The organism is Caballeronia sordidicola (assembly GCF_000729995.1).
In the GTDB taxonomy this organism is placed as follows: domain Bacteria; phylum Pseudomonadota; class Gammaproteobacteria; order Burkholderiales; family Burkholderiaceae; genus Caballeronia; species Caballeronia sordidicola_A.
This window is the reverse complement of sequence record NZ_JNFG01000005.1, coordinates 78917-100552: the sequence shown is the minus strand read 5'-3', so window position 1 is coordinate 100552 and position 21636 is coordinate 78917. Positions and strand designations below refer to the sequence as shown.

General features: G+C 60.6%; 25 protein-coding genes. 14 read left to right on the top strand and 11 right to left on the bottom strand.

The genetic code is table 11. The features are described 5' to 3' along the window. Position 1: 1 nt before the first annotated feature. On the bottom strand, positions 2–1015 hold the full coding sequence (locus tag FH08_RS0104940; protein WP_031357260.1) for an aliphatic sulfonate ABC transporter substrate-binding protein: 1014 nt from the start codon (positions 1013–1015) through the stop codon (positions 2–4). A 213-nt stretch (positions 1016–1228) separates the two neighbouring features. Between FH08_RS0104940 and FH08_RS0104930 the strand changes: the two genes are divergently transcribed. Next, the gene (locus FH08_RS0104930; protein WP_031357259.1) at positions 1229–2257 is read left to right on the top strand and encodes a S1C family serine protease; all 1029 of its coding nucleotides are present in this window, start codon (positions 1229–1231) and stop codon (positions 2255–2257) included. 31 nt (positions 2258–2288) lie between these two features. Here FH08_RS0104930 and FH08_RS0104925 read toward each other — a convergent pair whose 3' ends face one another. The 5 genes from FH08_RS0104925 to FH08_RS0104905 all read right to left on the bottom strand — a co-directional run bounded on the left by FH08_RS0104925 (position 2289) and on the right by FH08_RS0104905 (position 6382). Beyond that, the gene (locus tag FH08_RS0104925; RefSeq protein WP_031357258.1) at positions 2289–2828 is read right to left on the bottom strand and encodes a cytochrome b; all 540 of its coding nucleotides are present in this window, start codon (positions 2826–2828) and stop codon (positions 2289–2291) included. After that, a complete protein-coding gene (locus tag FH08_RS0104920) occupies positions 2825–3919 on the bottom strand; it encodes a catalase family peroxidase (protein ID WP_051887775.1) in 1095 nt (364 codons plus the stop codon). The genes FH08_RS0104925 and FH08_RS0104920 overlap by 4 nt, the downstream gene beginning before the upstream one ends. Before the next feature lie 236 nt (positions 3920–4155). After that, complete coding sequence (locus FH08_RS0104915; RefSeq protein ID WP_031357256.1) at positions 4156–5019, bottom strand: anti-sigma factor family protein; 864 nt, start codon at positions 5017–5019, stop codon at positions 4156–4158. Next, a complete protein-coding gene (locus FH08_RS0104910; RefSeq protein ID WP_031357255.1) occupies positions 5016–5534 on the bottom strand; it encodes an RNA polymerase sigma factor in 519 nt (172 codons plus the stop codon). Before FH08_RS0104910 ends, FH08_RS0104915 begins: the two co-directional genes overlap by 4 nt. Before the next feature lie 167 nt (positions 5535–5701). Then, positions 5702–6382 (bottom strand): anti-sigma factor family protein, encoded by a 681-nt coding sequence (locus tag FH08_RS0104905; RefSeq protein WP_051887773.1) that lies wholly within the window; start codon positions 6380–6382, stop codon positions 5702–5704. A 302-nt stretch (positions 6383–6684) separates the two neighbouring features. Here FH08_RS0104905 and FH08_RS0104900 point away from each other — a divergent pair, with 302 nt between their 5' ends. From FH08_RS0104900 to FH08_RS48155, 5 genes are all read left to right on the top strand, one after another. Further along, positions 6685–6975, top strand: a complete 291-nt coding sequence (locus tag FH08_RS0104900; RefSeq protein WP_031357253.1) for a DUF4148 domain-containing protein — start codon at positions 6685–6687, stop codon at positions 6973–6975. A 72-nt stretch (positions 6976–7047) separates the two neighbouring features. Next, the gene (locus tag FH08_RS0104895; protein ID WP_031357252.1) at positions 7048–7368 is read left to right on the top strand and encodes a DUF4148 domain-containing protein; all 321 of its coding nucleotides are present in this window, start codon (positions 7048–7050) and stop codon (positions 7366–7368) included. A 157-nt stretch (positions 7369–7525) separates the two neighbouring features. Next, entirely contained in the window at positions 7526–7945 is a 420-nt protein-coding gene (locus FH08_RS0104890; protein WP_031357251.1) for a secondary thiamine-phosphate synthase enzyme YjbQ, read from the top strand. A 45-nt stretch (positions 7946–7990) separates the two neighbouring features. Next, positions 7991–9271 carry an aspartate carbamoyltransferase gene (locus FH08_RS0104885; RefSeq protein ID WP_031357250.1) on the top strand — a complete coding sequence of 427 codons (1281 nt, stop codon included), beginning with the start codon at positions 7991–7993 and terminating at the stop codon, positions 9269–9271. Between the two features lie 93 nt (positions 9272–9364). Next, on the top strand, positions 9365–9703 hold the full coding sequence (locus FH08_RS48155; protein WP_035565341.1) for a hypothetical protein: 339 nt from the start codon (positions 9365–9367) through the stop codon (positions 9701–9703). Positions 9704–9732: 29 nt separating this feature from the next. Here FH08_RS48155 and FH08_RS0104875 read toward each other — a convergent pair whose 3' ends face one another. From FH08_RS0104875 to FH08_RS51660, 4 genes are all read right to left on the bottom strand, one after another. Then, positions 9733–10440 (bottom strand): aspartate/glutamate racemase family protein, encoded by a 708-nt coding sequence (locus tag FH08_RS0104875; protein WP_326928922.1) that lies wholly within the window; start codon positions 10438–10440, stop codon positions 9733–9735. Between the two features lie 96 nt (positions 10441–10536). Continuing rightward, entirely contained in the window at positions 10537–11319 is a 783-nt protein-coding gene (locus tag FH08_RS0104870) for a CDP-diacylglycerol diphosphatase (RefSeq protein WP_235210285.1), read from the bottom strand. Between the two features lie 52 nt (positions 11320–11371). After that, positions 11372–12763 carry a PLP-dependent aminotransferase family protein gene (locus FH08_RS0104865; protein ID WP_031357246.1) on the bottom strand — a complete coding sequence of 464 codons (1392 nt, stop codon included), beginning with the start codon at positions 12761–12763 and terminating at the stop codon, positions 11372–11374. After that, a complete protein-coding gene (locus tag FH08_RS51660; protein ID WP_152602732.1) occupies positions 12681–13025 on the bottom strand; it encodes a hypothetical protein in 345 nt (114 codons plus the stop codon). Before FH08_RS51660 ends, FH08_RS0104865 begins: the two co-directional genes overlap by 83 nt. Positions 13026–13187: 162 nt before the next feature. Between FH08_RS51660 and FH08_RS0104860 the strand changes: the two genes are divergently transcribed. Genes FH08_RS0104860 through FH08_RS0104825 form a run of 8 tightly spaced genes read left to right on the top strand, consistent with a single transcriptional unit; the run spans position 13188 to position 20104 of the window. Next, on the top strand, positions 13188–13670 hold the full coding sequence (locus tag FH08_RS0104860; protein WP_031357245.1) for an MSMEG_0572/Sll0783 family nitrogen starvation response protein: 483 nt from the start codon (positions 13188–13190) through the stop codon (positions 13668–13670). Between the two features lie 37 nt (positions 13671–13707). Continuing rightward, the gene (locus FH08_RS0104855) at positions 13708–14721 is read left to right on the top strand and encodes a Nit6803 family nitrilase (protein ID WP_031357244.1); all 1014 of its coding nucleotides are present in this window, start codon (positions 13708–13710) and stop codon (positions 14719–14721) included. Continuing rightward, the gene (locus tag FH08_RS0104850; RefSeq protein WP_031357243.1) at positions 14714–15796 is read left to right on the top strand and encodes an MSMEG_0568 family radical SAM protein; all 1083 of its coding nucleotides are present in this window, start codon (positions 14714–14716) and stop codon (positions 15794–15796) included. The genes FH08_RS0104855 and FH08_RS0104850 overlap by 8 nt, the downstream gene beginning before the upstream one ends. A gap of 2 nt (positions 15797–15798) precedes the next feature. Further along, positions 15799–16359, top strand: a complete 561-nt coding sequence (locus FH08_RS0104845) for an MSMEG_0567/Sll0786 family nitrogen starvation N-acetyltransferase (protein ID WP_031357242.1) — start codon at positions 15799–15801, stop codon at positions 16357–16359. Then, positions 16356–17327, top strand: coding sequence for a sll0787 family AIR synthase-like protein (locus FH08_RS0104840; protein ID WP_031357241.1), 972 nt, complete (start codon positions 16356–16358; stop codon positions 17325–17327). Before FH08_RS0104845 ends, FH08_RS0104840 begins: the two co-directional genes overlap by 4 nt. 10 nt (positions 17328–17337) lie before the next feature. Next, positions 17338–18501, top strand: coding sequence for an MSMEG_0565 family glycosyltransferase (locus tag FH08_RS0104835; RefSeq protein ID WP_031357240.1), 1164 nt, complete (start codon positions 17338–17340; stop codon positions 18499–18501). A 9-nt stretch (positions 18502–18510) separates the two neighbouring features. Next, positions 18511–18795, top strand: coding sequence for an MSMEG_0570 family nitrogen starvation response protein (locus tag FH08_RS0104830; RefSeq protein WP_031357239.1), 285 nt, complete (start codon positions 18511–18513; stop codon positions 18793–18795). A 28-nt stretch (positions 18796–18823) separates the two neighbouring features. After that, positions 18824–20104 (top strand): MSMEG_0569 family flavin-dependent oxidoreductase, encoded by a 1281-nt coding sequence (locus FH08_RS0104825; RefSeq protein WP_031357238.1) that lies wholly within the window; start codon positions 18824–18826, stop codon positions 20102–20104. A 49-nt stretch (positions 20105–20153) separates the two neighbouring features. Here FH08_RS0104825 and hydA read toward each other — a convergent pair whose 3' ends face one another. After that, positions 20154–21632, bottom strand: coding sequence for a dihydropyrimidinase (hydA, locus tag FH08_RS0104820; protein WP_031357237.1), 1479 nt, complete (start codon positions 21630–21632; stop codon positions 20154–20156). Positions 21633–21636: the final 4 nt, after the last annotated feature.

The window sequence follows — 21636 nt, the reverse complement described above, 5'->3', positions numbered from 1 at the left end:
ACTACGGCTGTGTTGCGGTCAGCGATGCCGTCGCCGTATTCGCCGCGACGGCCTTGCGCCCCGCGAAATCCCAAACGAGCGCGCTGGCGGTATCGACGGGTTTCGGCAGCAGCTTCGCCTGATAGAAAGTGTCGGCAATGGCTTGTTGCTCGCTGAAGTTCTTCGCCACAACCGCACGCACGGCATACGTGCGCCGCGTATTGGCACGCTCGACCGTCGCCTGATCGAGACCCCACACCGGTGCCAGGATCTTCGCCGCTTCCTGCGGATGCGCCTTGGTCCAGACACCCGCTTCAACCAGTTGCTTAAACACGATATCGACGATCTGCGGGTGCGTCTGCGCGAACGGCGTGGACGCGAGGTAATAGCGCTGATACGACGCAAGCCCATCTCCACGGGTCAGAATCCGAGCACCCGGGTCTTGTTCGACGGAAGCCACGTACGGGTCCCATGCAAACCACGCGTCGACGTCGTTGCGCTCGAACGCCGCGCGTGCGTCGGCGGGGGCGAGGTAGCTGATCTTGACATCGGCCGGCGAGAGTTTGGCGCGGGCGAGCGCGGCGAGCAGCAGGTAGTGGCTGCCGGCGGCCTTCGTCACCGCAATGCGCTTGCCCTTCAGGTCGGCAAGCGAGTGGATGGGTGCATCGCGATGCACGATCACGGCTTGCGCCGAGGGCGACGGCGTTTCCTGTGCGACGTAGACGAAGTTGGCGTTAGCCGCTTGCGCGAAGACGGGCACGGTATCCGCCACGTCGGCGCTAAAGTCCACCGCGCCCGCGTTCAGCGCTTCGGTAAGCGGCAGCCCGCTCGCGAACTCGCCCCATTCAATGCGGACATTAAGCGGCGCCACGGCGCGTTCCAGCGTGCCGCGCGCCTTCAGGATCGCGATCAGCGTGGAGGATTTCTGAAAACCGATACGCAGCTTGACGGGGTCGGCTGAGGGCGTTTGCGCAGTGGCGCTCACCGCAGTCACGGCCAGCACCAGACATGCGGCCAGACGGCTGAAGATTTTCATGGGGCTATCACAAGCATATTAGGCAGGCATATTAGGCAGGCGACCATGCTAACAACGCGCGCGTCCAGCACTAAACGATCAATCGTGATATCGATTGCAGCCAAAATGCTGAGCCGGCCGAAGGCCAAGGCAAGCGTTCCGGAAAGCGCGCCCCGGACTTGAAATCCCTTCAAGAATCCCGCATCTCATGATCCATTTATCCGGAGCACGATCATGGGAAGCCGTCCCCAATTCATCGATGATCTTTCACGCAGCCCCGGGGGCGCCGCCCTCGCCAGCCCGCTCGGCGACGAGGCCCTGCTGGACGCTTACTCCCAGACCGTGATCAGCGCGCTCGAACGCGTGCAGCAGGCGGTCGCCTTTATTTCAGTCGAACGACGTTTGCCCGGTGACAAGAGCGGCCGCGGTGCGCATGGCGGCTCGGGCTCGGGATTCATCTTCACGCCCGACGGTTATCTCCTGACGAATAGCCACGTCGTACACGGCGCAACGCAGATCCGCGTGACGCTCGCCGACGGCGCGAAGTTCGACGCCGATCTCGTCGGCGACGATCCTGACAGTGACCTCGCGGTGCTGCGCATTGGTTCAGCCGATGTGTTACCGCACGTGGAGTTGGGTGAGTCCGGCAAGCTGCGAGTCGGGCAAATCGCGATCGCGGTGGGGAACCCTCTCGGCCTCGTGCAGACGGTAACGACCGGGGTGGTCTCCGCGCTCGGACGGTCCCTCCGGTCGAATTCCGGACGCATGATCTACGACGTGATCCAGACCGACGCCGCGCTCAATCCCGGCAACTCGGGCGGCCCGCTGATCAACTCGGCAGGTCAGGTGATCGGTGTGAATACGGCGATCATTGCCGGTGCGCAGGCGATCTCGTTCGCGACTGCAATCGATACCGCCAAGTGGGTCATCATGCAGCTCTTCGCGCACGGGCGCGTGCGGCGTGCTTACATCGGCGTGGCTGGGACAACGATGCCCATCTCGCGCCGGGTGCAGCGTTATTTCGAACTGCCGGCCGCGAGCGGTGTTCATGTGATGGAAGTCGTGAAAGGTAGCCCGGCCGCGCTCGGCGGATTGCGTACCGACGACCGGATCGTCGCCATTGATACATTGGCGGTTGATAGCGTGGATAGCTTGCAGCGCTCGCTGGATGCATCGCGTATCGACCGGGCGGTGAAGGTGACCGTGTTGCGCGGCACGCAAAAGCTGGAGCTGGATGTGACGCCGGTCGAACAGGCTGGTTGAGACGACCGGCGTGGTGTGAAAGGCAGGCCGCCTAGTCGCGGCCCTTTGCCATGCTCGAAAACACGCCGTCGCGTCGAATCAGGCCATGAAACAATGCCGCGCTGAGATGCGCGAGGAAGGTCGCGAACAGCAGCATAGCAAGCACCGTATGCGTTGATCGAAGCAATGCATACAAGCGCACATCCTGCGGGACAATGGGCGGCAGGTTCACCGGCCCGAACAGATGGATCGGAAAACCGCCGGCCGAGAGCATCGACCAGCCCACCAGCGGCATGGCGAACAACAGCGCGTAGAAAACCCAGTGCGACAGATGTGCGATGTGCTGCTGCCAGCGCGGCATGTCATCAGGTAGCGACGGCACGCGTCGTGTCAGCCGCACGATGAAACGCACGCTCACCAGCACAAGAATTGCAATGCCTAGCGGCTTGTGAATCGCGAGCAGCGTCTGATGCCATGAAGATAAAGTGGCCACCATCCCCACGCCGATGAACAACATCGCTATGACAAGGGGCGCCATGAGCCAGTGCAAAAATCGCGCTGACGGACTGAAGTGCTTTCGATCGGCGCTCATTCGTGACCCCGTGCCGGTTGTTGGTTGGTGACCAGACGCTGCGCCTGCTCATGCGTGCGGCGGTTGTAGGACACCGCATAGGCGGAAGACCGCGCTGCCAGAAGCGGATCGGCGGATGGCTTGAGGCCATCGGGAAGAATGGTCGGATCGTAGTTGATGTCGCGGCAATCACCTTCGCTCTGCGCACTCTCGCGCTCTATCACCAGCGTGCCCGCATCAATATGAGGCCGGTCTTCGGGCCAGGCCTGGGTCGCATCGGCAGTCGGGTCGCCGGGCTTGGCCACCGTCAGGATCAGGTGCCAGCGCAGAGGACCGCTTGCCAGCCGGCCACGCAATTCGGTATCGAGAAAATCGTGCTGACTCTTCTGTTCCGCGGTGACGGGAGCGTACGGCGTCTCAGGCATCATCGACCAGCGGATGAAGTGAGTCTTGCCGTTCGCATCGATTGCACGAAATGCGTTGATGCCGTAGTACGCCGAATTGCCGAAACTGGAAGATGGTGGATTGTTCTTGACCCAACTCAGGAACGGCGCAGTCTCCGGGTGCGCTGCAAAGAACGCCTTGAGCTTCGCCGGATCGGGTTTGCCGGTTGCAGGATCCGGCTTCGACGCCACCAGTTGAGCGTAAAAACCCTCCGGCGTATTGACGATAAACACCGGCGTATTGTTCATGCCCGTGCGCCATTGCTGACCATCGGGCAACTTGAAATCCAGCGCCATGCTGCGCACCGGAACGCTGGCATCCGGGGCGGATGGATCACCGCCCGGAATGGCGAAGCGCCCGATGATCGGCGTCCGCACGGCCTTGAACACGTCAGCGCGAGAGATATCCGACGCCTGGCCGTTGCCTTCAAAATACCCTGACACGCATACACCCTTCGCATGGTTTCGACGAAAACCAGGATGAACGCCCGCATTCGCCTCGAAGGTATTGACGATACGTTGCGGCGTCAGGCGATGCGGCGCCACGAAGCCCGCGACATACACAAAAGCACCGCCAGTAGCCGCAACAACTGCGCCGATAGCGGCAAGCCTGAATAGCGGAATGGTTTTCCGCCCGCGAGGACGAGATGAGAATGGGTCAGTCTTCATGTGGGAGTGATCCGGTTTTGTCGGACGCATTATTAATTCGATATCCTTATCAATTCGAATTCTCAAAGGGCGCGCACGATTTACTTCTATATAAGGGCGTTCTACAAAGGGGAGAACTACTTTAACTGGCCGATTATTCCGGGGCCGGCGCAATTAAACGGCCAGCGCTGCATTTCAGAACAGGATCACAATCAGACACAGCCACGATGTTGTTGAACATCGTGGCTGCCACCGGCCTATTGCGTAGACACCGAAGCCCCCGAGGGCGCCTTGGCGCCGCCCATCGCGGTCAACTGCGAGTAGACGTCGTGTGAAAGATCAAGCAGCACCTTGCGGTCGATCGCACCGGACACGGCGTAACCGAAATCGCCGTCGATCCAATAGAACACATTCACCGACCCGTCCTGATACAGCTTGAACGCGGTCGTGTCCGAACTGATCTTTCGATGCGAAATGCACAGCGTAATCCGCTCTCCCTTCGCGTCGTGGTACATGAACTGCGCAACGGGGCCATCGTCGCCGGGCAGCAGGCGGCCGCCCATCAACTCGAAGCCCGAGCGGGTCAATACAGGCGGACGCACGTCCGTACCCAGCCGGTTCGAGATCCACTGCACCAATTCCTGCTCACGATCCGCGCCCACTTCCACGGGCCGCATCACCTCCGGCGCGTACATCACATGGGCGATAGCCGATTGCCGCGCAAACGACTCGCCGACGGCATAACTTGCACGCTGCACCGATGCCCCACTGCTTCCGGGCATCGAGGAGTCACGACCCATGGTCCCTGTCATGCCTGCCACGCCAATGCCGACGCCCAGCACAAGCGCCGCCGCCATGCCCGCGAACTGCGGCCAGTTGGCCGCGGCACGCCAACGCTTGGGCTCCGGCGGCAGCAGACGCTGCGGCACGGGTTCGCTTAGCACGCGGTCATAGCGGTCATGGAACATGCTGTTCAACGAGAAATAATCGCTGATCTTTGTCGCCAGTGCTTCGTCGCGCTCCAGCAGGCGATCGATCTCCTCGCGGCGATGCTCCGCCAGCGATCCGTCGACATACGCGTGAATTTCGTCTTCAGTGATGGGTGTTTGTTGGTCGCTCATCGCACCACCTGTAATTTAGCGCCCGGTTGCGCGCCGGCCATCAGCGCGCGCAGTCTTTCACGTCCGCGCGACAGGCGCGACATGACGGTCCCAATGGGAATTTCAAGCGCCTGCGCCACATCCGCATAGCTCATTTCTTCCAGCCCCACCAGCAGCACGACCTGGCGCTGATCGAGCGGCAAACGCTGCAACGCGAAGTCCAAATCGCGCATTTCGAGCGACTGTGTTTGCGTGCCCGGCACGGCGAATTCTCGCTCGGAGATATTCTCGTCATCGACGGAAACATGCGCCGCCTTCACGCCCGCCCGGCGCGCCTGATTGGCGAATACGTTGTGCATGATCGTGAACAGCCACGCGCGCAGATCGGTACCGGTCTGGAACTTCTCGGTGTGCCGGAGCGCGCGTTCGAGCGTGTCCTGAACCAGATCGTCGGCGAGATCGCGATTATTGATCAGCGCTCGCGCGTAGCGGCGCAATCGCGGCACATGTTCCATTAACTCGTCACGGACGCCCATCGGCCTTCCTTCATTTTGTAAGCTTGCGCAAACGTTCGACAAACCGTTGCTCTGATGATGGGCTAACACCGGGTCGTGGCGATTATTCCCGCCTCTTCCCACTATCACGTGTTTTTTGCCGAGTGCGTGATTATGCCGTCGGTAGCTTGCTGGTCATTGCCCGATTTCTAACTACCCGTCATCAAGTCGGCGGCCAGCATCAAGCCGCGGGTCTTCGCGCGGCCCGCCAGCACGTAACGCTTGCCGCCCGCGGTCCATGCAAGCAAGCGGCTTTCGCCCACGCGATGAGCCTTCCATTGAGGTTGCGGCTGCGCAAGAAGACCCGGCGCCACGAGCAGCACGGCGGCCTCACCGCCGCGATTGCGATAGACGAATTCTGTGGCCGAAGCAAACGGCCCCACGGACATTTCCCGGCGCGCAACGGGATGGAAACCAACCTGGGACAAATCCGGGGCACCCGCCAACACCTTCATCGAACTTTCATACCCCACCGCACCCGATGCCATCTCCTGGGCGGCGACGGCTTGTTCAAGCGCCATCATCGAGGCATTGTCGAGCGCTGAATCTGAAATGTCGAACGCGAAGATTGCTGCGGCGGCCACTGCCAGCGCCGCGACCGTTGCGATGAACAATGCGCGCAGGCCGCGCCTCGACATGCGCCGCACTCGCACTGACGCTGGCGCGGGGGGCGCTTCTTCGTTGTCGGCTTCGTGAAAGGCGTTCTGCATCTGCCAGTTCAGGCGGCCGTAAAACGCGACTCGATCGGCCTCGTCAGGGCGACTCCTTAAATACATTTCTACGCTCGCCGCGCGCTTGGGATCCAGCATGCCGTCGGCGAATGCCTGCACGTCCGACTCGGAGAGCCGGGGTTCCGTTGGGGGTCTTGTTATGGACATGATCTGGCAATGTTTGGCTGTTCGTACTGGGGCGAACACGTTGCGCCGGGGTTTATTCCACACTAAACGTAAAAATCCCCTACGCGCGTGAACACCGCCTGCAGCGTGTTATTCCGCCTCTTCCAGAATAAATTTCGATTCTTCCGAACATAAAAATAATCGAATTCATCGGGAATATCCCGAGCTCATTCCGGGTTCTCTACATTGCAAGCCGCACACATTCGCGCACACATTCAACCCAGCAGGAGCGAACCATGAAAACCCTCAGCGTCGCAGTATTGTTTCTCGCCACCATCGCCTCGGCACACGCGTTCGCTCAAACGAAAACCCGTGCCCAGGTCTATCAGGAACTGATCCAGGCACAGCAGGACGGCCGCGATTTCGTCACCGACACGTCCTATCCCGACGTCAACCCGATCTTCGCGCACCAACTCGAACAACAACAAAAAGCACGCCTGGCTCACAACCAGACGGCCAACGCCAACGCGGTAGCTAGCGCAGTACCCAGCGCAGCGGCTTCCAACTCGTCCAGCGCAACGAATTGATCCATCGCGCTAATTTAATCTTCGCAAGTCGGTCCAATAAATCGGAATCCTAATTTTACCTCTGAGGTCATCATGAAAAAAATTCTCATCTCCGCGCTCGTTCTCTCGTCGGCACTGGCCGCCCCTGCCTTCGCTTTCGCGCAGGACAACGGCCCCGTTACCCGCGCCCAAGTCAGAGCCGAACTCGTTCAACTGGAAAAAGCCGGCTATAGCCCTGGTGGTGAAGACGTCAACTATCCGCAGGACATCCAGGCCGCCGAGCAACGCGTAGCAGAACAGCAAGGCATCGCGTCTTCGTCGTATGGACCGGCGGCCAACGGCACGTCCGCGTCCGGTATGCACATGCATACCGCGCCGGATGACGCGACTCAATCGACCTACTTCGGCCATTGAGGCGCATGCACGGCAAGGTGCCGACGCGCGACGACCAGAGGCGGCATTACCTTCGTCCGGTCCGCGCTCGCTGTCTGCCGAAACCCGCTCCAGCCGATAAACTTCACAGGCACGCGCGACCGTTCCCCGTCGCGCTTTCCCTTCCGGAGACACCGACATGAAGCAGGCGCTCCATCATCTGAGCGTGCCAACACGCACGCGCGGACTGCACGAAATTACCCCTGACATCCATCGCTGGATCGATCTCCAGGACATCCGGACCGGCCTGTTGACCGTGTTCCTGCGGCACACGTCGGCTTCCCTGTTGATCCAGGAAAACGCCGACCCCGACGTTCGCACCGACCTTGAACAGTTCTTCGAGACCATCGCCCCGGAAGCGCCCGGGCGCTACGTCCACGACGCGGAAGGCCCGGACGACATGCCCGCGCATTTGCGAACCGCGCTGACGCAAGTCCAGTTATCCATTCCTGTTGATGCCGGCCGGATGGTCCTCGGCACGTGGCAAGGCATTTATGTGTTCGAACACCGGCGCGCCCCGAGTAGGCGTGAAGTCGTATTGCACCTTTTCGGCGAGTGATTTAATATACGCATCGCGTACATAATCACCTACGGAGCGCCCATCGTGCAAGCTCAACAGCAAACCCTCCTGCGCGATGCCATGCGCCGCCTCAATATGACCCGTGATGCTTTCGCGAACCGGATTGGCGTGTCGCGCCGGGCGTTGGACACCTGGCTACTCCCGGACGAATCGGCGGAATCGCGGGCCATGCCCGAGATCGCGAGCCGTTACGTCATGGAGTTGGTGGAAAGAATTCCGTCCGACGATGAATATACACAACGCGTATATTCGCCATCCATTCTTCACGAAGGCCGGCCGCATCTGTTGTCCGTCGATCAGTTTTCCCGTGACTCCGTAGAGGCGCTGTTCCGGGTCGCCGACACAATGCAGCCCATCGCGCGGCGCCAGAAAATCACGCGCGTGCTCGAAGGCGCAGTGCTTGCCAATCTGTTTTTTGAAGCCAGCACTCGCACGCGCGTCAGCTTCGGTGCGGCGTTTTGCCGGCTGGGCGGCTCGGTGTGCGACACGACCGGCTTCACGTTTTCATCGATGGCAAAAGGCGAGTCGATCTACGACACCAGCCGCGTGATCAGCGGTTATGCCGACGCACTCGTCGTGCGTCATCCGGAGAAAGGTTCGGTAGCAGAGTTCGTGCGCGCGACCAACGTGCCGGTCATCAACGCCGGCGACGGTCCCGGCGAACATCCTAGTCAGGCATTGCTCGACCTCTACACCATTCAGCGTGAGTTCTCGCGCGTGGGGAAGATCGTCGACGGTTCGCATATAGCAATGGTGGGTGACCTGAAATACGGCCGCACGGTCCATTCGCTGGCGAAGCTGCTCGCGTTGTATCGGGGACTGAAGTTCACACTGATCTCGCCCACCTCGCTTGAGATGCCCGCGTCCATCCTTGATCAGATCACGCGCGGCGACCATGTGATCGAGCAGACCAACGACTTACATACGGGGTTGAAGGGAGCAGACGTGGTGTATGCAACGCGGATTCAGAAAGAGCGTTTTGCCGATGAATCCATTGAAGGTTACACGCCTGATTTTCAGATCAATCAAGCGCTGGTGGAGAGCGTCTGTGGACCCGATACGCTGATCATGCACCCGCTGCCGCGTGATGGACGGCCCGGGGCAAACGACCTGAGCACTGACCTCAATCACGATCCAAGACTGGCAATCTTCCGGCAAACCGACAATGGCATTCCGGTGCGTATGGCGATCTTTGCTGTGCTTCTGGGCGTGGAGCGCCAAGTCCAGCATTCCATGCGCGACGCCGCATGGAGGTCACCGGCTTACATCGGACCTGACGATGCGGTATTCCACGGCATCGATTAAGCGATCTATACAGCGCCGTCAGCAATATTAACGCGGCGTTTACACACAAAAAGATACGCTGCAAGTAATCCGAATACAGGAGCTTGCAGCGTAATGAACCTTGTACTTGAAAGAACTGCCGGGTCGGCCACATCGAAAAAAACCGCCGCGCAGGAAACGCTTTCAGCGCCCTGCGTGTCCCGCGTCCATCTCTCCGCCGTCCTGCACAGCAGACAGGACGAGGCCGCACGCGAACGCATCAGGCGGCTGTTTCACTCGCCGCTGGGCGTGTATGTCAGCCAGGCATCGCGCGACCACGACGACCTCCGGCTGGTCTTCGACGTGGCAATGGAAGACCTCGACTTCACGGTACGCACACTGCATCAGGTCCTGCCCGAAGCAGTGATCGAAGCTGTGCGTCCGCGGGTGTTTACGCATCGCCGCGAGCATTGATCTACGCCCTCAACGCTTTGCCTGGTTGCTCAAGCCTGCGCCAGCGAGAAATCGACGGCGGCGCGGGCGTGAAGCGTAGTGGTATCGAGTAACGGCACGGGGCTGTCGGCTTCGTTCACCAGCAGCATGATCTCGGTGCATCCCAGCACGATAGCTTCCGCGCCACGCGCCGCCAGTCCGTGAAGGACATCGCGATAGTGCTTGCGTGAATCGTCGTTGACGATCCCCAGACACAACTCGCGATAAATGATGTCGTGAATCACTGCTTGCTCGGCCGGCTCGGGCAAGAGTGTGGAGATGCCATGCCGTTCCTGGAGACGGTCGCGGAAAAAACTTTCGCGCATCGAAAATGCCGTGCCGATAAAACCGACCTTGCGAATGCCGCGCTTTTGCGCCTCGATGCCGGTCGGATCGACGATATGCAGGAACGGCACGGATACCGCTGCCGCGATTTGCGGTGCAACGAGATGCATGGTGTTCGTGCAAAGCACGATGCAATGCGCGCCGCCCGCTTCAAGATGACGGGCGGCGTCGGCTAGGCGGATGCCTGCGATGTTCCATTGTCCGTCGCGTTGAAGCTGTTCGATAGGCGCGAAGTTCACGCTATGCAGCAGGACTTGCGCGGAGTTCAGGCCGCCAAGGCGCGTGCGCACGTCCCGGTTGATCAACCGATAGTATTCAGTAGTCGATTCCCAGCTCATCCCGCCGATCATGCCAATGGTTCGCATGCTGTTCATGATGCCCGTCCTGCAATTCAGATTGGTCGAAGCGACATAGTGCAGCGAAGCGTGAGGGAGGGCTAGGGCAAAATTTCGAGATATGCGTCACCCGATCTACTTCGTATGTGCAACCGCGCACGTATGGTCCTGCAACTCCTCCGATGACGCGAAGTCGCCCCTATCGCGTTGTACGTGATCGTTGAGAAGAAAGAATGCCGGCTTGCCGTCGGGCGCCGTGGTCCCGGCGAGCAGCAAGGTCTGGTCAGCCATGAGTTGGCCTTCTCTTGCCACATCAGGGGCGAGGAGTTTGAACGGATCAATGGAAGCAAGGTCGGCATCATCTATACGTCGAATGCGGTAGGCATGCCCCCGCAACAGCGTGGGGAATGCAGTCCACTCAGTGCCGATCTTAGGGCCTTGCTCACGTAGTGCGCGAACGACATCCGGGGCAAGACAATCAATGTGGATGTGCAACTGGTTTTGCGTGCGCCCGCTCGTCGAGTTGATGGCGAGCGAGACCTCGTCGCGGGGAAGCTCCTGCCCTAACTTCGCTTCGACAAAACGCCGTGCTTCCCACGCTGCGCGCCAATAATTCGGCGAGCCCGGTACGAGCAGATCAGGGCTTTCAATGCCGCCAACGCGAGCGGTCGGAATCAACAAATATTGGGCAATGCCATTGATATCCTTGAGCACCGCGAAGCCACCAGACGGATCGACATCCACACACTTCTGTGGGACATCCGCACCGCGCGCCGCGGGCTCGCACGAGTTGTGAACGATCTGCCATAGCGCATCGGGGTTGCCCGCGTGAGCGGCGGAGAAGAAAAGCGCAGCAACGATGAATGAGGCTAGGCGAGCAAGGAGCCGGACATTGCGCATGGAGTGAGCGGTCGACACGAAAGCCTGCATCGTAACAAGACTTCATGACGACCGCGCACAGCTCAAGCCCCTACATCACCGGCAAATGCAGATGATGAGGATGTTCAACGGTGTCCGCAATCAGCCTGAGCGCGTCTTCACACTCATCAAGACTCTTGGGACCACCAAGGCATACGCGAATGGCTTCAGGCGGATTGCCATCGGTCGCGAAAGCCGCCGCCGACACCGCGCCAATCCCTTGCGAGCGCAACTGCAATGCAAGCTCGGACGCGTTCCATCCACATTCCACCGGGATGGGCATCCAGAGATGAAACCCCGCCGGGTCGGCGTCGAACTTCCAGTTGGACAACACCCGTGCTGCAAGCTCCTGACGCGCCGCGGACTCCGCACGAATCGCATCGAGCATAAGGTCTGCCGTACCATCGCCGACCCATTGCGTCGCCAGCAACACGGTAAACGGACTCGCCATGACCGTCGTCGCACGCAGCGCTCCAGCGAGATGCTGGGAGCGCCGGGCAGACGGCGCACGAATGTAAGCAACGCGCAGACCGGCGCCAAAACTCTTGGAGAACCCGGTAACGTAGTAAGTCAGATCGGGGGCCAACGTAGCCAGCGCATCGGGTGCTTTGGCCGGCAACATGCCGTATGCATCGTCTTCGATAATCGGCACGCTGTACCTTAGCGCGACATCGGCAAGCGCCTCGCGCCGCTTCGACGACAACGTCACCGTGCTCGGATTCTGGATCGTAGGATTGCAATAAAACGCGCTGGGCTTGTCGCTCTTGCATAACGCTTCGAACGCATGGGCCAGCGGGCCGTCGTCATCGCGTGCCAGCGCCTGCAAACGCACCCCCAGTTGCGCGGCAATCGCCTTGATGCCTGGGTAAGCCAGCGTATCGAGGCAAATGGTCCCTCCCGGCCGCGCAAGCTGCGACACCAACGCCACCAGCGCGCTATGAATGCCGGGACAGACCAGGACCTTGTCTTCATCGCAATCGTCGAAACGACGCTTCAGCCACTGCGTTCCGGCGGCACGATCGTCAGCAGTGCCACCGAAATCCTGATACCGCAACAGGCGATACGGGTCCGTAGCCGAAAACAGCCGCGCAGCTGAATCGCGCAAGCGTGCGGCCAGTTCCGCCGGCTCGGGCGGCATGTTCATGGTCATCTCGACACTGCTGCCGCCGGACAGCGGCAGCGTTGCGGTCCGGCCGCGTACGAACGTGCCGCTGCCGGCACGCGAGTCGAGCAGCCCGCGTTTGCGCGCCTCGGCGTAGGCCCGCGCCACGGTCGTGTAATTGAGCTGCAGTTCGTCCGCCAGGTCCCGCAGGCCCGGCAGCCGATCGCGCGGACGCAAACGTCCGCTCGCCAGATCTTCTTCAATTAATTCGGGAATCAGCAAATAAGCCGGCTTGCGGCTTTCTGTCAGTTTTCTGATCCAGTGATGAGTAAGACTGGCCATGAAACGCTCTCGAATAAATACGGTTAAAAAACGATAGCACGCCGGAGATCAAAAAAAATAAATTGATCGCATCAGGTGACATCAAGTGATCGTATGGAGAATCCGATAAATGAGGGGCCAATGCACATATCCGGTGTTTATTGCACCAGCCCGGCGCGACAGCACCAATGTGATCACGCCACAGTGGTGCAGACTCCCCTTCCCGCCAGGCCTGAAGCCCGGCTGTAAAAGGCTTTTCAGGATCAAATTCAAAATATTTCACTGCTCCGCGCGCACTGATCGTTTGAATGATCGCGTATTGATCGCATTATCGCATTCAATGAATGGCACGCCGGTTGCGTTATCAGTCTCGTAACCCACAGCTCGACGCCGAGTTAAAAACATCGGCGCCACTGATTAAATCGTTTATTTCCTGGAGATTAGAATGCCTGCCGTCAATATCCCGTTGCACAAGAAAGGCGATTACCTTGTCGATTATGAAGAGAAGGTGTTTGAAGACGTCAAGGCCGCGCCGGGCGAGAAGGCGCTGGTGACGTTCCACACGGTTGCGTTCGAAGGTTCCATCGGCTTCGTCAACTTGCTGCAAGCTACTCGGCTGTTGCGCAAGGGCTTCGAAACCTCCGTGTTGCTCTACGGCCCCGGCGTGACGCTCGGGCTGCAACGCGGCTTCCCTACGCTCGGCGACGAAGCGTTTCCCGGCCATCTGAACTTCAACAAGCAGATCCAGAAGTTCATGGAGGAAGGCGGCAAGGTCTACGCATGCCGCTTCGCTCTGCAAGCGCTGTATGGGCAGGGAGAAGCGTCACTGATCGAAGGCATCAAGCCGATCAGCCCGCTCGACGTGCTCGACATTCAGCTGCTGCATCGCAAGGACGGCGCGCTGATTATCAACACCTGGACCGTCTGACGCGGCGTCCGAAGCCTCTTATCAACACGGAACGACCATGCCTGAGAAGAGAATCGTCCGCGCCGCCGCGGTCCAGATAGCACCGGACCTCGAACGGCCTGGTGGCACGCTCGAGAAGGTCCTCGAATCGATTGATGACGCTGCACGCCAGGGCGTACAGCTTATCGTCTTCCCCGAGACCTTCCTGCCCTACTACCCGTACTTCTCGTTCGTGCGGGCGCCGGTGGCGTCGGGTGCGGAACACATGCGGCTCTACGACGAAGCGGTGGTCGTGCCGGGGCCGGTGACGCACGCGGTGGCGGAGCGGGCGCGCAGGCATGGCATGGTCGTTGTCCTCGGCGTGAACGAGCGCGATCACGGCAGCTTATACAACGCACAACTGATCTTCGATACCGACGGCGAGCTCCTGCTCAAGCGCCGCAAGATCACGCCGACGTTTCACGAACGCATGATCTGGGGCATGGGCGACGCAGCCGGCCTGAAGGTAGCGGAGACGAGCATCGGCCGCGTGGGAGCGCTCGCGTGCTGGGAGCACTACAACCCGCTGGCGCGTTATGCACTGATGACCCAGCACGAAGAGATCCATTGCAGCCAGTTTCCGGGCTCGCTGGTAGGTCCCATTTTCGGTGAACAGATCGAAGTGACGATCCGGCATCACGCGCTGGAATCCGGCTGCTTCGTGATCAATTCCACGGGTTGGCTGACCGAGCCGCAAATCGAATCGATCACGAAAGACCCGGGACTGCAGAAGGCGCTTCGCGGCGGCTGCAACACGGCGATCATCTCGCCCGAAGGCCAGCACCTCGCCCCGCCGCTGCGCGAGGGAGAAGGCATGGTGATCGCGGATCTGGACATGTCGCTGATCACCAAACGCAAACGCATGATGGATTCAGTCGGGCATTACGCGCGGCCCGAATTGCTGAGCCTTGCCATCAACGACCGGCCCGCTGTCACGTCGGCGCCCATGAACAGCTTCTCACCATCAACCGGGGGATTGCACCTTGAACGCGAACGAGACCTTGTCGGCCGTGAGCCGGCAATTGATGACTGAACTGCAATCGGCGGGCTTGCGTCTCGCCGATCCGGACGCGGGGCCAGGGCTTGGCGTGGCGAGCCGTCGCGGCGGCGCGGGTCCGTCCGATCACAAGGCGGTCACCATCGACGGCGTGACCATCATGGTCCCTGTGCATACGAACACCGCGTGGCACTCGCCGTTCGTGGCCTCCGCCCCCGACGCACGCGGCAGCAGCGCGCTGCTGCGGGGGTCGATCCCTATCGCGAGCATCAGCTTCCCGAAGTCGCCGCGTTTCTACGCAATGCAGACCTTCGACGGCGTGCCCTACTCGCACATCGCGACCCTGCATGGGTCGGACGTGCTGGCCACGACCGTGCTGCAAACCTGCATCCGGTATGAAAGCCGCAAGAAGACCTGCAAGTTCTGCGCAATCGGGCAATCGCTTGCAGCGGGCAGGACAATCGCTCGCAAGACACCCGAGCAACTGGCGGAAGTCGCCCGTGCCGCCGTGTTGCTCGATGGCGTCAAGCATATGGTGCTGACCACCGGCACGCCGCCGACCAAGGATCGCGGCGCGCAGATCCTGTGCGAAAGCGCGTTCGCGATCAAGGCAGCGGTCGACCTGCCGATCCAGGCGCAGTGCGAACCACCCGACGACGACAAATGGTTCGAGCGCATGCGTGCAAGCGGCATCGATACGCTCGGCATGCATCTCGAAGTGGTCACGCCTGCGTTGCGCGAACAGATCATGCCGGGCAAGGCGAGCGTGCCCATCTCGCGCTACATGGAAGCGTTCAAGGCGGCCGTGGCGGTGTTCGGCCGGGGTCAGGTGAGCACCTACATACTCGCGGGTCTCGGTGACACAGCAGAAGCCATTCTCTCGATCTCGCGCGAGCTGGTGGATCTCGGTGTGTATCCGTTCGTGGTCCCGTTCGTGCCGATCAGCGGCACGCCGCTCGAGGATCATCCCGCGCCCTCGCCCGAGTTCATGAAGTCGGTCTTGCAACCGCTCGGCGCGATGGTGTCGGCAGGCGGCATGCGCTCCGCCGATATCAAGGCCGGATGCGGAAAATGCGGCGCGTGTTCGTCGTTGTCATCCTACGAGGTCTGATCATGCTCGCCGATACCGAAGATCTTGCCATCCTCTACACGCCCGCCAGCTACACGATCAAGTGGACGACGCTGCCCTGGGAAGCGAGCGAAGCGTACAAGCTGCGGCGCGCGGTGTTCTGCATCGAGCAAGGGATTTTTATCGGCGATGACCGCGATGAAATCGATGAGCGCGCGCAGCTGCTCGTGGCGGTGAGTTGTATCGGCGGGATGCCTGAGCAGGTGGTCGGCACGGTGCGCATTCACGAAGATGAACCCGGTGTGTGGGCCGGTTCGCGGCTCGCCGTGCATGCCGCGTTCCGGCGGCACGGCAAGATTGGCGCGACATTGATCAAGCTGGCGGTCAGCAGCGCGCATGCGCTCGGTTGCACGACCTTCCTCGCCCATGTGCAAAGCCAGAACGCAGCTTTGTTTCATGCGCTGCACTGGACCACGCTCTCCGAAGAACTCATGCATGGCCGGCCGCATCATCTGATGCAGGCCGACCTTGCGTTCTACCCGCCTTGCGTAACACCACAAAGCGGTTATATGACCCAGTATTCGCCGGTGCGGATCACGTCATGATGCTGACTGACCTCGTTGCCGCGTTAAGGGAAACGCGCGGCTTTCGCCACAAGACCGATATCGCGGGCGTGATGTCGTCGCTTGCCCGGCACATGCCGCGTGGCGCATGCATCGACTCACATTCGATCGCCATAGGCGACGACTGCGCGGCCATTGCCGACGGGGACTCTCACCTGCTGTTCGCTATAGAAGGTCTGGTCAGCGACTTCGTGCGTGACATGCCCTGGTTTGCCGGCTACAGCAGCGTGATGGTCAACGTCAGCGATATCTATGCGATGGGCGGCCGCCCGATCGCTGTCGTCGATGCACTCTGGAGCGACGGCATGGGCGCCGCTGAAGACGTGCTCGCGGGCATGGCGGCGGCATCGTCAGCATACGGCGTGCCTATCGTCGGCGGCCATAGCAATACGCGCAGCGATCAGGCCCAACTTGCCGTGGCAATTCTTGGGCGCGCGAACAAACTGCTGTCCAGTTTCAATGCGCGTCCCGGTGACCGCCTGATGATGGCGGTCGATCTACGCGGTGCGTTTGAAGACCCGTATCCGTTCTGGAATGCTTCTGTCGGTGCACCTGCCGCACGCCTGCGCGCCGACCTCGAATTGCTGCCCATGCTTGCCGAAAACGGTCTCTGCGCCGCTGCCAAGGACATCAGCATGGCCGGCGCGCTCGGCACGGCGCTAATGCTGCTGGAATGCTCAGGCGTGGGCGCAAGCATCGATCTATCGAGCCTGCCGTCACCGCCTGGACATGGTCGCTTGCGCTGGTTAAGCGCGTTCCCCAGTTTCGGCTTTGTGATGTCCGTGCGCGAAGAACACACGGCACAGATAGAGCAGTTGTTCGTTGAACGTGAGTTGGCATGCGCGGTGATCGGTACGGTAAATGCCTCGCGCAAAGTGGTGCTGCACGACGGCAGCGATTCGGCCGAGCTATGGAACTTCAACGATGACGCGTTCATCGTCGGAAGATGAGGAGCGTGACATGACTGCGATGCGGATTGCCCTCACCACGCACTCGGTCAACCCGCGCGGCGGTGTGGTGCATGCACTTGAACTTGCGAGCGCGCTGGTTGACGAAGGCCACGACGTAACGCTCTTCGCGCCGGCCGCGGCCGGAGAAACGCTCTTCCGGGAGCCGCCATGCCGCGTGATTCTCGCCACTATCGAAGGATCGCAACACAACACGGTCGCGCTCGTCGATGCAAGGCTTCGCGCGCTCAAGGCCAGCGTGAAAGCCTGCGATCCGCGCAGCTTCGACGTGCTGCACGCGCAGGACAGCATCAGCGGAAACGCGCTTGCCGAGTTAGCGGCGGAAGGTGAAATAACGGGTTTTGTCCGGACTGTTCATCACCTGGATCACTTCGACAACCCGCGCCTCGCCGCCTGGCAAACGCGCGCATGGCGCGACGCGGATCGTGTGCTGTGCGTCAGTGAAGTATGGACGCGCGAGATGCGCGTTACATACGGCGTGGAAGCAGCGACAGTGCCTAACGGCGTCGATCTGAAACGCTATTCGACGCAGCGCACGCCTCACGATCAAAAATTGCGGCAGCGTCTTGGCATCGATGGTAGCGGACCGGTCGTGCTTGCAGTCGGCGGTATTGAAGCGCGCAAGAACACGCACACCGTGCTCGATGCATTCGCGGAACTGGTTAAACATCATCCGCATGCGCGTCTGGTGATTGCAGGCGGCGCAAGCCTGCTCGATCACGACGCTTACGCGCATGCCTTCATGGATCGCGTGGATGAGTACGGGCTGTCACAAGCGGTGAGCGTCACCGGCCCGCTCGATGACGCCGATATGCCCGCGCTTTTCCGTTGCGCCGATGTCCTCGCCATGGTGTCGCTGCGTGAAGGTTTCGGCCTCGTCGTGCTCGAAGCGCTTGCGTGCGGCACACCGGTCGTTGCGTCGAAGATTGCACCCTTCACCGAGTATCTCGACAACGCTCTCTGCTGCTGGGCCGCACCTACCGATCCCTCGTCCATAACCGACGCACTCGAACGCGTGATCGATGGGCGCCATCAAACCGACTTCGACCATGCCGTACCGGCTCTGCTCGATCGAATGAGCTGGCAGGCATCGGCACGAAAACATCTCGACATTTACAGCGCCTTGCTTGCAAGCCGCTCTCTTCCAATACTTTAGGAACCCGTCATGCCGGTCATGCATTTTCTAATCCAGTGGCCCGATAACAGCGAAGCAAACTGTTATTCGCCCTCGCAAGTAGTCAGCGATTTCTTTACGGCGGGAAAAGATTATCCCGTCGACGATTTCGTTTCGCGGGCACGTGAAGCGTTGAACATTGCCTCGGAACGCGTGCGAGAAAAGTACGGCTTTGCCTGCTCGGCGGCAATGGATCAGCTCGCTCAGATCGAAGGCAAGGCTGAACGGTTTATCGGCGAACCGGACGCGAAGGTCAAGGTCATCGCGCTCGTCTGAGCGCCACTCTTTTTCGAAAGGACGCATCATGTCGAAGACATCGGGCAATGCGACGCACACCGGCGTCATAGTGGTGGGCGGCGGTCAGGCGGGATTGTCAGTCAGCTACTACCTGAAGCAGGCCGGGATCGATCATCTCGTGCTGGAGAAAAATACCGTCACGCACACCTGGCGCACGCAACGCTGGGATGCGTTCTGCCTCGTCACGCCGAACTGGCAATGTGCGCTGCCGGGCTATCCCTACTCCGGTGATGATCCGCACGGCTTCATGAAGAAGGACGAGATCATCGAGTACCTCGATGGCTTCATCAAGACCGTCGATGCCCCCGTGCTCGAGCACGCCGAAGTGCAGCGGGTCGCGCGTAACAGCGAAGGCGGTTTTAGCGTGTCCACCAGTCAAGGGCAATTTACAGCGGACCAGGTCGTGGTCGCGTCGGGGGGCTATCACACCCCAATCGTGCCGCGCATGGCCGAGCGCTTGCCGCGTTCGATCAAACAGATTCAGTCGTCGGAATATCGCAACCCGCAGGCTTTGCCCGAAGGCGCGGTGCTCGTGGTCGGAACAGGGCAATCCGGTGCGCAGATCGCGGAAGACCTGCATCTGGCCGGGCGCAAAGTGATTCTCGCCGTCGGTGAAGCGCCGCGTTGTGCACGCTTCTACAGAGGCCGCGATGTGGTCGACTGGCTGGCAGACATGGCCTATTACGACATGCCCGTTGATCAGCATCCGCTGCGTGAAGGCGTCCGTGACAATACCAATCACTATGTGACCGGCCGTGATGGTGGCCGCGATATCGATCTGCGCAAGTTCGCGGCCGAGGGCATGGAACTGTATGGCCGGCTTCAGGATCTGGAGGACGGTGTGCTCCATTTCGCACCGAACTTAAAAGAGAATCTCGACAGCGCCGACAAGACTTTCAACGGCATCAATGCAGGTATCGATGCATACATAGAAAAGAACGGCATTGATGCGCCGCCCGGATCGCGTTATGAACCGCTATGGTCGCCGGCGGAAGAACGCGCCACGCTCGATCTGCAGGCGAGCGGAGTAGGTTCGATCGTGTGGTGTATCGGCTTCACGCCTGACTTCAGTTGGCTTGATGCGCCGATCTTCAACGGCCGCGGTTATCCTGCTCACACGCGTGGCCTGACACCGCTCGACGACCTCTATTTCGTCGGCTTGCCGTGGCTTCATACGTGGGGATCGGGCCGCTTTTCGGGCGTCGCGCGCGATGCCGCCCATGTTGTGGAGAAGATCAGCGCTTGCCTGGAAGCGAAAGCGCTGGCGCGCGACGAAACGACTGTCTGAAAAAAACCGGCGCATCAAGCGCCGGTTCGTTGTGACATTCCCGATAACTTCACGCCGCCTTCACGACCTTGTCACCGGCACGATGAATCGGATGTGGTTCCTTCAAGTGGTTCGCGATCCGGGTGGCATCGAAGTAAGCACCGTTCGGCGGGCGCTTCAGATACTGCCCCGCGCCTCGCACCGCGCGAAGATCACCATCCGCCCAAGCATGCGCGCCACGCGTGAGCGTGTGAGTCGCCACGCCCTGCACGGTCATGCCTTCGAACACGTTGAAATCCACCTTCTGGTGATGGGTCTTCACCGAGATCGTCCTGCTTGCGGCCGGGTCCCACACCACGATGTCGGCATCCGCCCCCACCTGGATCGCACCCTTGCGGGGGAACAGGTTAAAAATCTGCGCGGCGTTGGTGGAGGTCACACGCACGAACTCATTCGGGGTCAGCCGTCCTTTATTCACGCCGTGGTGCCAGAGGATCGACATGCGGTCCTCTACTCCACCGCAACCGTTGGGGATCCGCGTGAAGTCTTCGCGGCCCATCGCTTTCTGCGATGCGCAAAATACGCAGTGGTCCGTCGCCGTCGTGTGAAGTTGTCCCGATTGCAGGCCACGCCACAACGCCTCGCGATGCTCGCTGGTACGGAAAGGCGGACTCATCACGTGCGCAGCTGCCCGCGTCCAATCCGGGTCGCTATAGACCGATTCATCGATCACCAGATGCCCCGGCAGCACTTCAGCGAACACGCGCTGACCTTCGCTGCGTGCACGCGTGATGACATCGACGGCATCTTTGGACGACACATGCACGATATAGATGGGCACGCCCAGCACCTGCGCAATCCTGATCGCCCGATTCGCTGCCTCGCCTTCCACCTCCGGCGGCCGCGACAACGGATGCGCTTCAGGTCCGGTGAAGCCTTTCGCGAGCAACTGCTTCTGAAGCTGAAAGACCAGCTCGCCATTCTCGGCATGCACGGTGGGCAATGCGCCGAGTTCCAGCGAGCGCGCGAAGCTGTTCACCAGCACTTCATCGTCGGCCATGATGGCGTTTTTATACGCCATGAAGTGCTTGAAACTCGACACGCCATGATCATGCACCAGCGTGCCCATATCGCGATGCACCGACTCGTCCCACCACGTCACCGCCACGTGAAAACCATAGTCGGCCGACGCCTTCTCCGCCCAGCCGCGCCACTCGTTGAACGCCTGCATCAACGGTTGCTTAGGACTCGGAATCACGAAGTCGATGATGCTTGTCGTGCCGCCCGACAACCCCGCCGCCGTGCCGGTATAGAAGTCGTCGCTCGCCGTGGTGCCCATGAACGGCAACTCCATGTGCGTGTGCGGATCGATACCGCCAGGCATCACATATTGCCCCGACGCATCGATAGTTTCAGTCCCCGCCGGAACATCGAGATCGAGACCGATCTGCAGAATCGTGCCACCGTCCTTCGGGTCCGCGCACAACACGTCCGCTCGATAAGTACGGTCCGCGTCAATCACCGTGCCGCCGCGAATAAGGATCGTCATCTTG